This is a genomic window from Mesorhizobium sp. M7A.F.Ca.ET.027.02.1.1 (genome assembly GCF_004022985.1).
Classification (GTDB): Bacteria; Pseudomonadota; Alphaproteobacteria; order Rhizobiales; family Rhizobiaceae; genus Mesorhizobium.
In genome coordinates this window covers 1-12,205 of the sequence record NZ_RZOL01000178.1, presented here as the reverse complement: position 1 = coordinate 12,205, position 12,205 = coordinate 1, and the positions used below count along the sequence as shown (strand labels likewise).

At 65.2% G+C, this 12,205-nt stretch carries 13 protein-coding genes and 1 pseudogene; 9 read left to right on the top strand and 5 right to left on the bottom strand.

The features are described 5' to 3' along the window. Positions 1 to 865 (top strand): annotated as a pseudogene (locus tag EN749_RS19625) (hypothetical protein); the annotation flags it as partial. A gap of 157 nt (positions 866 to 1,022) precedes the next feature. Here the strand turns inward: EN749_RS19625 and EN749_RS19620 are convergent. Beyond that, positions 1,023 to 1,211 carry a hypothetical protein gene (locus EN749_RS19620; protein WP_127321885.1) on the bottom strand — a complete coding sequence of 63 codons (189 nt, stop codon included), beginning with the start codon at positions 1,209 to 1,211 and terminating at the stop codon, positions 1,023 to 1,025. A gap of 90 nt (positions 1,212 to 1,301) precedes the next feature. Beyond that, positions 1,302 to 1,751, bottom strand: coding sequence for a manganese-binding transcriptional regulator MntR (gene mntR / locus EN749_RS19615; protein WP_127271216.1), 450 nt, complete (start codon positions 1,749 to 1,751; stop codon positions 1,302 to 1,304). A gap of 235 nt (positions 1,752 to 1,986) precedes the next feature. On the opposite strand from mntR, the gene EN749_RS19610 reads away from it, so the two are divergent. The 3 genes from EN749_RS19610 (at position 1,987) to EN749_RS19600 (ending at position 5,035) form a co-directional block, all read left to right on the top strand. After that, the gene (locus EN749_RS19610) at positions 1,987 to 3,351 is read left to right on the top strand and encodes an Nramp family divalent metal transporter (protein ID WP_127809602.1); all 1,365 of its coding nucleotides are present in this window, start codon (positions 1,987 to 1,989) and stop codon (positions 3,349 to 3,351) included. Positions 3,352 to 3,432: 81 nt separating this feature from the next. Continuing rightward, the gene (locus EN749_RS19605) at positions 3,433 to 4,275 is read left to right on the top strand and encodes a protein-L-isoaspartate O-methyltransferase (protein WP_164873807.1); all 843 of its coding nucleotides are present in this window, start codon (positions 3,433 to 3,435) and stop codon (positions 4,273 to 4,275) included. A 109-nt stretch (positions 4,276 to 4,384) separates the two neighbouring features. Continuing rightward, complete coding sequence (locus EN749_RS19600; protein WP_128363757.1) at positions 4,385 to 5,035, top strand: dihydrofolate reductase family protein; 651 nt, start codon at positions 4,385 to 4,387, stop codon at positions 5,033 to 5,035. 239 nt (positions 5,036 to 5,274) lie between these two features. Here EN749_RS19600 and EN749_RS19595 read toward each other — a convergent pair whose 3' ends face one another. Further along, entirely contained in the window at positions 5,275 to 6,144 is an 870-nt protein-coding gene (locus EN749_RS19595; protein WP_128363759.1) for a LysR substrate-binding domain-containing protein, read from the bottom strand. A gap of 98 nt (positions 6,145 to 6,242) precedes the next feature. Here EN749_RS19595 and EN749_RS19590 point away from each other — a divergent pair, with 98 nt between their 5' ends. Continuing rightward, a complete protein-coding gene (locus tag EN749_RS19590) occupies positions 6,243 to 6,842 on the top strand; it encodes a LysE family translocator (RefSeq protein WP_127326265.1) in 600 nt (199 codons plus the stop codon). 173 nt (positions 6,843 to 7,015) lie between these two features. On the opposite strand, the gene EN749_RS19585 is transcribed toward EN749_RS19590, so the two are convergent. After that, entirely contained in the window at positions 7,016 to 7,810 is a 795-nt protein-coding gene (locus EN749_RS19585; protein WP_128363756.1) for an SDR family oxidoreductase, read from the bottom strand. 206 nt (positions 7,811 to 8,016) lie between these two features. Between EN749_RS19585 and EN749_RS19580 the strand changes: the two genes are divergently transcribed. Next, entirely contained in the window at positions 8,017 to 8,472 is a 456-nt protein-coding gene (locus EN749_RS19580; protein WP_128363755.1) for a MarR family winged helix-turn-helix transcriptional regulator, read from the top strand. Positions 8,473 to 8,496: 24 nt separating this feature from the next. On the opposite strand, the gene EN749_RS19575 is transcribed toward EN749_RS19580, so the two are convergent. Next, the gene (locus tag EN749_RS19575) at positions 8,497 to 9,675 is read right to left on the bottom strand and encodes an MFS transporter (protein WP_128363754.1); all 1,179 of its coding nucleotides are present in this window, start codon (positions 9,673 to 9,675) and stop codon (positions 8,497 to 8,499) included. A gap of 199 nt (positions 9,676 to 9,874) precedes the next feature. Between EN749_RS19575 and EN749_RS19570 the strand changes: the two genes are divergently transcribed. The 3 genes from EN749_RS19570 (at position 9,875) to EN749_RS19560 (ending at position 12,138) form a co-directional block, all read left to right on the top strand. After that, positions 9,875 to 10,231, top strand: a complete 357-nt coding sequence (locus EN749_RS19570) for a helix-turn-helix transcriptional regulator (protein ID WP_127269317.1) — start codon at positions 9,875 to 9,877, stop codon at positions 10,229 to 10,231. Positions 10,232 to 10,307: 76 nt separating this feature from the next. After that, positions 10,308 to 11,072: a metallophosphoesterase family protein gene (locus tag EN749_RS19565; RefSeq protein WP_128363753.1), complete on the top strand. Its 765-nt coding sequence runs from the start codon at positions 10,308 to 10,310 to the stop codon at positions 11,070 to 11,072. Positions 11,073 to 11,343: 271 nt separating this feature from the next. Beyond that, positions 11,344 to 12,138 (top strand): SH3 domain-containing protein, encoded by a 795-nt coding sequence (locus tag EN749_RS19560; protein ID WP_348629367.1) that lies wholly within the window; start codon positions 11,344 to 11,346, stop codon positions 12,136 to 12,138. The last annotated feature ends 67 nt before the right edge of the window (positions 12,139 to 12,205 follow it).

Genomic DNA, 12,205 nt, shown 5'->3' with positions numbered 1-12,205 from the left:
TCATTACACCGGCGCCGATCCGGCCAGCGAGCCGCGCCGCAACGCCGTCTTCGTGCCGGGCTCGGCTGTGTTCTTCGCCGACCTGCCGCGCCGCCGCGCCATCGTCGAGCAGTTCGCCGCCGGCAGTCACCCGGACTTTACGCGCGGCTTCGCCGCCCGTCCGGACGCCAGATATGCCGAGGCGCTGAAAGGCACCGACCTCTACAATGGCTGGGGCTCGATCTGCTATCGCGGCGAGGACCCAAGTTTCAAGGACTGGACCTGCGGCACCGGCCTGCGCTGCGCTGGCGTCCATGAAAGCGCCATCCATCCGGGCTTCGGCACCTGCGTCAGCGAGGCCGGCACGGCCGTCGGCGACCCGGTCGAGTTCGGCGAGATCAAGATGTCGACCTGGGGCAACGACCAGTATTGCCGCCTCTCCCCGGCCACCGCCAAGGCCTGCGCCATCGACCCGGCGCGGGACAAGAAGCCGCCGGTCAAGCTCGCCGGCTATGGCGCGGCGCGCCAGCGCTACGACAATCCGCAGCAGAAGACCGGCGGCTTTCCCGGTGGCATGCTGCGCAAGGCGAGCTGCGACAAGCTTCCCGGCGAGGCGACGTGCGGACGTCTGGCCAAGACCGGCTTCAACGACTGCATCGCGTCGGGCAAGGACCACAAATTCTGCACGAAGGAATTCACCAAGACCGCCGGCCTGCGCGCCTGCGACAAGGCGCATCCCTGCCGCGAGGACTATATCTGCACCGCAGGCTATGACGATCTGGTGCAGGCAAAAGCCGGCAAAGGCACCTGCATCCCGCCCTATTTCATCTTCCAGTTCCGCGTCGACGGCCACCCGCGCAGCTGGGTGCAGGATGTCAGGGAGTGAGGGAACGGTTTGCCGCAGGCAAATTGAAAGGTCCACTGGACCTTTCAAAAGGCTCGAACGCCCGCAGCCATAGCGGAGGGCGATAGACACTGCCGCAAGAAAGGACGTAAACCACGTCCAACAGCGGCCTTGGCCTGCAGCCAATCACGTCAGACGCCTAATCTTCCTGTTTGGCGCCGGCGCTCTTGCCGTCAGAGCTCTTCGACCGTTCCTCGAAACGCGCCGCGCCCTTTTTAAGCGGACGGCCGGTTTCCGCCTCGGTCTTGCGCTCGTCCCTCGCCGCCGCCTGTTTCAGTCCCGCGGCCGCCTGCTTGCCCTTTGCGGTCGGTGCTTGTTCGATGCCCATCGCTTCCTCCGTTCGCGCGACAAAACGCGCGCTGTCGGGAGCAACGTGCCCGGCGTGCGACGGTTCCGGCAGCGCCGGAAATCTGGCGGCTCAGCGCGCCGTCATCGCCTTGCGGAAAGCTTCCAGCGTCTCGGCGCTGACATGGTGCTCGATGCCTTCGGCGTCGATGCGCGCCGTCTCGGCGCTGACACCAAGCGAGCGCAAAAAGGCTTCCACCGTCTGATGGCGGATGCGGCTTTGCTCCGCGACCTTGCGGCCGGCATCGGTCAGGAACACGCCGCGATAGGGCTTTCTCGACACCAGGCCGTCGGCGCACAGCCTGGTCAGCATCTTGGCCACTGTCGGCTGGGCGACGCCCAGGCGTGCGGCGATGTCGACCTGGCGCGCCTCGTTGCCGTCTTCGATCAGGTCGGCGATCAGCTCGACATAATCCTCGACCAGCGCGCTGCGGCGCGCTTCGCGCTGCTGCCGGAAGCCCTCCGAATGAATTTCGGCGTCAAGCAGCGGCTCGCGCGGGACCGGTCTGTTCTTCAGCGCCAATACGCGCTCCTCCCAGGACTATTTGCCATCCATGCTTTCATAGCACGGGCTCTGATTCTTCAGGCCGTTTATTTGCATTGCGCCACAGGTGCAACCAGCGCTTCCGATTGCCGTTTCCACCCGATGACCGCCGGCCGGATGAAAAGCAACGACAATGAAATATAGCATATTGCATAATGTTGAGCCATGGCATAGCTTAGGGAACATCGCCCAGTCTCCCGGAAAGCCCTCCCCCATGTCCGAAGCCGAAGCCACAGCCTCCCGTTCCTCATGGCGGTTCGCCAGGCCCGACGAGGACGAGCAGCCCAGCCTGCGTGAAGTCAATTCCTCCATCGCCGTTCCGAGTTCGGGGGTCTGGTTCCGCCGCCTGTTCGCCTTCATGGGTCCCGGTTACATGGTCTCGGTCGGCTATATGGATCCGGGCAACTGGGCGACCGATCTCGCCGGCGGCGCGCAGTTCGGCTACACGCTGCTGTTCATCATCATGCTGTCCAACCTGATGGCGATCCTGCTGCAGGCGTTGGCGGCACGGCTCGGCATCGCCACCGGCCGCGACCTCGCCCAGGCCTGCCGCGCCTACTATCCCCGTCCGGTCAATTTCGTGCTGTGGATCGCCTGCGAACTGGCCATCATCGCCTGCGACCTGGCCGAAGTCATCGGCACCGCGATCGCGCTGCAACTCCTGTTCGGCATTCCGCTTATCAGCGGCGCCATGCTGACGGCGCTCGACGCCTTCCTCGTGCTGCTGCTGATGAACAAGGGCTTCCGCTATCTCGAAGCTTTCGTCATCGCGCTGCTGATCATCATCTTCAGCTGCTTCGCCATCCAGATCTTTGTCGCCGCCCCGCCGGCAGGCTCGATCCTGCATGCCATGTTCGTGCCGTCGTCGCAGATCGTCACCAACCCGGAGATGCTCTACATCGCCATCGGCATCATCGGCGCCACCGTCATGCCGCATAATCTCTATCTGCACTCCTCTATCGTGCAGACCCGTGCCTATGAGCGCACCGACAAAGGCAAGCGCGACGCCATCAAATGGGCAACGACGGACTCGACCATCGCCCTGATGCTGGCGCTGTTCGTCAATGCCGCCATCCTGATCGTGTCGGCGGTCGCCTTCCACAACACCGGCCACCAGGATGTCGCCGAGATCGGCCAGGCATTCGAGCTGCTGTCGCCGCTGCTTGGCTTGAGCATCGCCTCGATCCTGTTCGCGGTGGCGCTGCTGGCGTCCGGCCTGAACTCGACGGTGACGGCAACGCTTGCCGGCCAGATCGTCATGGAGGGTTTCCTGCGCCTGCGCATCCCCAACTGGGCACGCCGGCTCTTGACGCGCGGCCTCGCCATCATCCCGGTGGTGGTCGTCACCGCGCTCTATGGCGAAAAGGGCACCGGCCAGTTGCTGGTGTTCAGCCAGGTGATCCTGTCGATGCAGTTGCCTTTCGCGGTCGTCCCGCTGGTGCAGTTCGTCTCCGACAAAAAGAAGATGGGCAATCTCGCCATTCCGCGCGGCGTCGCCGCCCTTGCCTGGGTAGTCGCCGCGGTGATCCTGGGGCTCAACTTCAAGCTGCTCTACGACACCATCTTCGGCATCGGCTAAGCTCCGCTTCGAAAATCAACTACCGTGCGCAAAGGGTAGTCTCGCGACAAATCGACAATCCGCGCTATGTTGTCCCGCAGCATGGCCGGGATCGAAGACATCAGGAAATTCTACGCGCGGCTGCTGGTCGCCCATGCCGGCTCGCCCGATCCACGCCTGGAAGCGGCTTTCGCCGAGGTGCCGCGCGAAGCGTTTCTCGGTCCCGGTCCGTGGACGGTCATCGCCGGCAACGGCAAGGTCACGACGCCGAGCGCCGACCCGGCCCATGTCTACCAGAACGTGCTGGTGACGCTCGACGACGACAAGGGCATCAACAATGGCGAGCCCTTCCTGCATGCCATGTGGATCGGAAAGCTTGCGGCTAAACCTGGCGAGGCCGTCACTCATATCGGCGCCGGCACCGGCTACTACACCGCCGTGCTGGCCAGGCTGGTTTTACCAGGCGGCACCGTCACCGGCTTCGAACTCGACGAAAAGCTGGCCGATCTGGCGCGCAAAAATCTCGAAGCACATGGCAATGCAACGGTCGTCCATGGCGATGCGGTGACGACGCCCCTGCCGCCATCCGACATCATCTACGTCAATGCTGGCGTCGCAGCGCCACCAGCAGGGTGGCTGAAGGCGCTGCGGCCCGGCGGCCGCATGATCTTCCCCTGGCGCCCGGCCGAGCGCGTCCCGCTGGCGGTGATGGTGATCCGCACCGAAAAAGGCTTCGCCTGCGATCCGTTCATGCGATCGTGGTTCATTCCCTGCGTCGGCGCCTCGCTCGCAGACTCAGCGTCGAGGATCCCGACCCGCGAGCAGGCCGCGCGCAGCCGCTCGATCTGGCTGGTCCAGGACAAGGCGCCGGACGACACCGCCACCGCCATATCGGGCGATGTCTGGTTCTCGTCGGAAGATCTCCATCCCGGGCCTCGCAAATGATGGTGGTTTGCCAAAATTTTCCTATGTCCTGTCGGACCGGTGGCTCGTCGCCCGTCCTTGGGCTGAAGTCCGGCCAAGACGGCGTGGATCGAAGAACGGGAGCATTGGAATGAGAAAGATCATCTCGGCGACATTCGTCAGCCTCGACGGCGTCATGCAGGCGCCCGGCGGCCCGCATGAGGATCCGGTCGGCGGCTTCAAGTTCGGCGGCTGGACCTTCCATTATTTTGACGAGGCGGGGGGCGCGGCGATGGATGAACTGTTCTCCAAGCCTTTCGCCCTGCTGCTCGGCCGCAGAACCTACGACATCTTCGCCGCCTACTGGCCGTATCAGAAAGATCCGATCGCGGATGCCTTCAACCCCGCGACCAAATATGTGGCGACGCATCGGCCTGACACCCTCACCTGGCAGAACACGCAATCGCTCGGGCCTGATATCGTTGCGACGTTGCGCCGTCTCAAGCAGGAGGATGGCCCTGACCTGCTCATCCAGGGATCTGGCGATCTGATCCAGACCTTGTTCGCCAACGGGCTGATCGACGAAATTCGGCTGATGATCTTCCCGCTGTTGCTGGGCAAGGGCAAGCGGCTGTTCGGCGACAGCGCGATGCCGGCCGCCTTCAAGCTTGCCAAGTCGCAGACCACCAGCACCGGCGTCATCATCGCCACCTACGAGCGCGCGGGCGAAATCAAGGTCGGCTCGTTTGTCACGGGAGAGCCATCCGACGCCGAGCTCGAGCGGCGCAGGAACTGGAAGTAGCAGGACGGCCTTGGCGTGCTTTCCTCTCCCTCCGGAGGGAGTAGAGGTGGCGCTGCGAAGCAGCGACGGAGTGGGGAAGCCATTCGCCAAACGCACCTCCGCAAGATAGGCACAACCAGGCGGGCAAGACTCAGACAGCGGTAGTCAGGCGAAGAAGATCGACCCCCACTCCGTCGAGCTTCGCTCGACACCTCTCCCCCGATCGACGGGGTAGAGGAACCCAAGTTCTGAGAAGTCTCTCAAGCCGCCACCGGCCGCCGCGCCAGGCCATCGCGGATGTGCCGCGCGAATTCCTGCGCCGCCGGCCCGACACCGTGCCTCGGCAGATGCAGATTGATGGCAAAATTCGGCAGCGGCGGCAGGCCGGACTCCGCTGGAAATATGTCGAGATCCGCCGGCACGGTGGAGGCTAGCCAGGCGGTGACGGCGAGGTCCGACCGCACCGTCGCCGTCGTCGCGTCGATGTTGCCGTTTTCGAACACGGTGCGCCACTCCAGCCCGTACTCACCGAGGGCCGCCAGCACCGCCGGGCGGAAGGCGCAGGTGTCGGCGACGATCGAAACCGGCAGCGGCCGCTTGGCGCGGGCAATGCCGCCCTTGGCACCGACCCAGACCAGCCGGTCGATGGCAAGGCACTCACCGGCCGACGGGCCGACGCGTTCCTCGATCACCGCAAGGTCGATGGTCCCGGCCGCAAGGGCAGCCGTCAGCTCCGGCGACGAGGCGCAGACCAGCGATATCTCGATCTGCGGATAGGTCTCGGCATAGGTCTTCAGCACCGGCGCCAGCAAGGTGCCGACAAGGTCGTAGGGCACGCCCAGCCGCACCTGGCCGGCCACCGATGTCCCAGCCATCTCGGCCCAGATCTCGTCATTCAAGGCCAGCAACCGCTTGCCCCTGCCGAACAGCTGTTCACCGGTGCGCGTCAGCCGCAAGCCGCGCCGGTCGCGCGTAAACAGGCTGGAGCCGAGCGCCTCCTCCAGCCGCTTGACCTGCTGGCTGACAGCACCTTGCGTCAGGTGCAGCGCATTGGCCGCCGCCGTCATGCTGGCCTTGTCGGCGACGGTGATGAAGGTGCGGATCAGCGCCATGTCGAGATTTCGGATCATGGGTGGCATTATCTATCCTAATGCTGACCATGGCAAACATTGCATTTACTGAAGTTCGCACGCAGCTACGATCGCAGCCCTCTGACAGAGGACGCCGCATGCTCGAGCCCATTCTCCCGCTCATCCTTTTTGCCATCGTCGCCACCACCACGCCCGGCATCGCCACGACCCTGTCTACGGCGTCCGGCGCGCAGTTCGGCTTTCGCCGTTCCGTGCCCCTGCTGGTCGGCAGCGCCGCCGGCCTCGCCACCGTCACGGGTGCCGCTGCCGCCGGGCTTGCCGGTCTGCTGCTTGCCGTGCCTTCGCTGCAACTGGCCATGAAGGTCATCGGCTCGCTCTATCTCCTCTGGCTGGCGATCAAGATCGGCCGCAGCGGACCGCCCAATCTGGATGTGAGCATGGCTAGGCCGAACAGCTTTCTGGGCGGCGCCGGCATTCAATGGATGAACCCGAAAGGCTGGGCGATGGGACTGGGCGCCGCGGCTTCGTTCGCGGCATTGGCCAGCGGACCGGTGCAGCTTGCGCTGCTGCTCGGCGCCACCTTCGGCCTCGCGGCCGCCGCCTCGCTTTCACTGTGGTGCGTGGCCGGCATGGTGCTGGCGCGGCTGCTCAAGACCGAATGGCAATGGCGCGCGCTCAACATCGTGCTGGCACTGGTGCTGGCCGCCTCGATCATTCCGATGTGGCGGACGGCCTGAGTTGGACGCAAGGCCCCCTCACCCAGCCTCCGCTTCGCTCGGCTGACCTCTCCCCTCGGGGAGAGGAGATTGTCAGCGCCGGCGCCGGTCTCTTCTCCCCAGCGGGGAGAAGGTGGCCGCGAAGCGGCCGGATGATGGGCCTTTTGGTTCGTAAAGCGAACCAGCCTAAACCCTCAAGCCGCGTAGCGGGCCGCCGGCTTGTCGGCGTGCAGGCTGCCGTAGAAGGCCTGCCGGGCACCGAGGAAAATGTCCAGTTTGGCCGGCTCGGCGAGCGCCGGCACGGTGACGGCTTCACCCCTGGCAAGGCCGACAAGGGCCGCATCCACCATATCGTCGGCGCTCATGATGATTTCCTTCGGAAGCTGGTCGATATCGCTGCCGGCAAGCTCCCAGAAATCCGTCCGTGTCGCGCCCGGCAGCACCACCTGCACCTTCACCTCCGTACCCTCCACCTCGCGGTGCAGAGCCTCGGTGAAGTTGACGACATAGGCCTTGGTGCCGCTGTAGATGCCGCCGAACGAGGTCTCATAGGCGAGCACGGAGGCGATGTTGACGACCGCACCTCTGTTGCGCGCCAAAAACCCCGGCAGCACGGCACGGGTCAGCCGCGTCAGGGCGATGACATTGACCTTGATCATGCGTTCGGCAGCGTCCGCATCGGCGATTGCCACCACGGACTGGCCGCCAAGGCCGGCATTGTTGACCAGCAGCGTCACGCTGTCGTCGCTGGCGATCGCCTGTTCGACGCGGCGGACGTCGCCGTCGTTGGAAAGGTCGGCGCTGATCACGCTGACCTTGCGGCCATAGGTCTGGCGCAGCTTCCCGGCCAGTTCCTCCAGCCGGTCGGCGCGCCGCGCCACCAGCACCAGATCGTAGCCCTGCCCCGCCAGCCGGTCGGCATAGACCGCGCCGATGCCCGACGAAGCACCGGTGACGACCGCCGTGCCCTTGTTGCCCTGTCCACTCATTGTCCTGTTCCTTCTTCGACTGATCTGGTTCGTTTCGACTGACCCGGCGCCGTGGCATCTGCCGCGCTACCGAAAGCCGCGTGATTGATTTAGTGGCATATACCACTAATTGGGAAGTAGGCATATGCCACTATCTTGTCAATGATACGGACGGGGATTATTTGAGGGGTGCAGCCGGGCCTCATTCGCCGGCGCCAAGGACCATCATGTCAAAGGACAGCTTGCCCGGCCTCACGCTCTGCAACAACGCCGCGCTGCGCCGCGCGACGCGCAAGCTCGGCAAGTTTTATGATGATGTGGTGGAGCCATCAGGCCTCAAGGCGACGCAGCAGGGCCTGCTCTACCAGATCCATATCGGCGAGGAGCCGGCGATGGGGGCCATCGCCACGTCGCTGATCATGGACCTGTCGGCGCTCGGCCATACACTGAAGCCACTGATCCGCGACGGCTATGTCGAGACCTTCGCCGATCCGGACGACCGCCGCGTCAAGCGTGTGCGGCTGACGCCCCAAGGGCTGGCCAAGCTCGAGGCGGCGATGAAACTGTGGCAGATCGCCCAGCAGCGTTTCGAGGATGTCGTCGGCAGTGACAAGGCTGAAAAACTGCGCGCGGCGCTGGATGACATCGCCGCGCTGGATTTTGATCTGCCGCCGGCCCGCTGAGCCGGCCAACGGCTTTCAAAGAGATTACTCGGCAGGCATCTCTACAGGCCGAGCCGCCCGGCGGCCGGCGACCACGATGCCAAGCCCGATGATCGGGAAGATCGCGGCGACCAAGCCAAGATCGGCCGGCGCGCCGTAGCGCAGCACGGCGCCACCAACCACGGCGCCCAGCGCCACGCCGAGATAGAGCGCCGAGGCATTGAGCGACAGCACGATCGGGGCGGCGTCGGGCGCCAGCTTGATGATGCGGCTGGCCTGCGCCGGCGGGAAGGCCCAGCCGACGATGCCCCACGGCACCATCATCGCCATCAGCGCCGGTCCTGCAATATGCGGCGGCAGAAAGGTCGGGATGACCGACAGCAGGACCAGCATGCCGGCACTCAGCGCCAACGACCAGCCGACGGTGCGGGTCGCGCCGAACCGGTCGGCAGCCTGGCCGCCGCCAATGTTGCCGATGACGGCGCCGACGCCGAAGGCGAGCAGCATGCCGGGCAGCGCGATCTGGCTGAGACCGCCGCCCTCGATGGCAAGCGGCGCGACATAGGCAAAGACGGTGAAGGCGCCGATCAACGCCAGCACTGTCGTCAACAGGATCGGCATCACGCCGGGACGCAGCGCTGCCGCCAGCCTGCGCTTCAAGGGCAGGCTGGTGCCAACGATGCCCCGCGGCAGCCGGTACCACAGGATCGCGCCGGCAAGCGCACCAAGGCCGGCGATGGCAAAAAAGGTTCCGCGCCAGCCGGCAACGGTGGCAACGAGCGCGCCCAGTGGCGCACCGAGCGCAACGGCCACAGTGGTGCCGCCGACGACGACGGCGATGGCACGCGCCCGGTGATGATCATCGACCAGCGCCACCGCGGTGCCTTGCGCGGTTGCGGCGAACAGGCCCGACGACAGCGCCATGACGATGCGCGCGATCAGCAGCAGTTCGAAGGAGGAACTCAAGGCAGCGGCGATGTTGCCGAGCACGAAGAACACCAGCGTCCACAGGATGACGCGGCGCCGGTCCCACTCGCCTGTCAGCGTCGCCAGGATCGGCGTGCCGATCGCATAGGCGAGCGCAAAGGCGGTGATCAGCGTGCCGGCCAGCGGAATGGAGATACCGGCATCCGCCGCGATGTCGGGCAGAAGGCTGGAGATGACGAAGCCTTCGGTCGAGATCGTGAACGATCCGAGCGCAAGCCAGAAAAGGCGCTTGTCCATGGCGGGATGTCCTTAGTTCAAAAGTTATTGAACAATTGGACACAATAGGGCATCATGTCAATGAAGCCAGGGAAAAATAGCTGAACCTTCCTGACAGCCCTGTGTCAGCACAGGTCGGCGCCAGACGGAGAAAGGCCGCGTGCGGGCCAACAATGATGGATGCGTTGAAATCGGACCCGACTGTGCTTAGTTTCGAGCCATGACCTTGCCACACCCCAATACGGACCAGATCAGCCTGCCGATCGTGCTTGGCGTGCTCGGCGATCCGACCCGGCTCGCCATCGTGCGCTATCTCGCCAGCAAGCAGGGCGTGCCGCTGAACTGCAGCCAGTTCCTCGATTTCGGCTCGAAGACCAATCTGAGCTACCACTTGGCCAAATTGCGCGAGGCCGGCGTCACCCGCGCCGAAGTGGTCGGCACCAACCGCATGATCACACTGCGCCGCGCCGATCTCGACGCCCGCTTCCCCGGCCTGCTCGACAGCGTCATCGCCGCCGCCGGCGACGATCCGGCACTGCCGGCGGTTGGCGGCCACGACATCGAAGTGCACGCCTGACCTTGCAGAACTTGGGTTCCTCGCCCCACGGACGTGGGCAAAAGGAAAAGCGGCGTCACACAGGAGCCTTCCGAAAATGCGCATCGCCGTACTCGCCGATATCCACGGCAATGTGCTGGCGCTCGACGCCGTGCTTGATGACCTTCGCCGGCGCGGCGGCGCCGACCTGACCGTCAATCTCGGTGACAGCGTTTCCGGCCCGCTCTGGCCGCGCGAGACGTTTGCGCGGTTGGAGGCGCTGAACCTGCCGACGGTGCGCGGCAACCACGACCGCCGTGTCGCCGCCGACCCCGCTGATGACACCATGTGGCCCTCCGACGTCTATGCGCAGGAGCGGCTGACCGAGACGCAGCGCCAGATGCTTTTCGCCCAGCCGCTGACGCTGGAGATCGCACCCGGAATCATCGCATTCCACGCCCGTCCCGACCATGACGAGAAATATCTCGCCGATACCATCGTCAATGGCCAGCTGGTGCGTGCGCCGTTGGCGGCGATCCGGCGGCGGCTGAAGACGCTCGACCCGGCTTGCCGCATCGCGCTGTGCGGCCACAGCCACCGCGCGGAACTGATCCGCGTCCCCGATGGTCCCGTCATCTTCAATCCGGGCAGCATCGGCTGCCCTGCCTATGACGATTCCACACCGCCGGCGCATGTCTCCGAGCAGGGCTCGCCGTATGCGCGCTACGGCATCGTCACCTTGGGCAGCAACGGCCAGCCCGACCGCTTCGAGGCCATCGCCGTCGACTACGACCACGAGGCGGCCGCCAGGCAAGCCGAACAGGCGGGCCGGCCGGAATGGGCTCACGCGCTCAGAACAGGGTTCATGCCCCTGCCCGGCTGAACGCTCTTGCGTTCATGCCCGTCCGGCTGAGTTGGCTCACGGCCTGGCGGTCCGGGTTGAGACTGGCGAAACGGCGAGCCGAATTTTCGGGCTTACATGGCGCCGCGTCGTCCCTTATAAAACCGGCCGGGCTTGCGCGGGCTCGATCCGCCGCGGCACGGTATCAGCGCACGGCCAAACGATGAGGCGCACAGTTACGCTCCGAACAACCCTCCATGCGCTGATTGCGGCTCCGCTGTTGATGACGGCATGGCCGGTGATTGCCCCCGCTATGGCTGAAGAGATGGCCCAAGAGGCGCCGGAGCTCGTCATCTCGGTCGTCACCGGCCTGGCACCGGACGACCTTCTCAAAGTCCGCACCACCGCATCGCCGGTCGCCACGGTCGAGGCGCGGCTGAGCAGCGGCGACATGGTCACCAATCTCGGCTGCAACGACATCAACGGCTACAAATGGTGCAAGATCGAGAGCACAGGCAAGGAGAAGCTGAGCGGCTGGGCGCCGGCGCGCTATCTCATCCCCCTCAATCCGGCCCCCTATGTCGAAGGTGAGACAAGACCGGCCGATGCGCCGGTGGTTGCCTCCACCGGCAGCGCCAATGAGACCGGGCAGGCCTCGGCGCCGGATCAATCCCACGCCACCGGCTCGGCCAACAGCGCGCCGGTCCCGCCGCCCGACCTGACAGCGCGGCTTGGCGGCGCCGGCCCGGCAGCCGAAAGCACGCCAAAATCCGCCGCCGAAATCGGCCGCGCCGCGATGCAGGATGCGTACGTACTGGCGCTGGCGGCGCCTGACGTCTCGCCGGATCCCGAGATTCCCTGCGCCCGCTATGTCGGCCAGCCAATGGAGCGCTGCAAGGTCAACGTCGTACGCACCGCCGACAAGGCAGACGTCACGGTCACCTGGCCCGATGGCGGCACGCGCGTCATTTCCTTCCGCGGCGGCCGGCCGGCCAGCTCCGACGCGCCCAGCAATTTCCGCTTCACCCGCGAGGGCAGCCTCAACATGATCCGCATCGGTGAGGCCGAGCGTTTCGAGATCACGGATACGCTGGTGTCGGGGAATTAGAATTTATGGGAGTAAGGGAGTAGGGGAATAAGGGAGTATGTTTGGAATGCCCTCGAACCCACCCTAC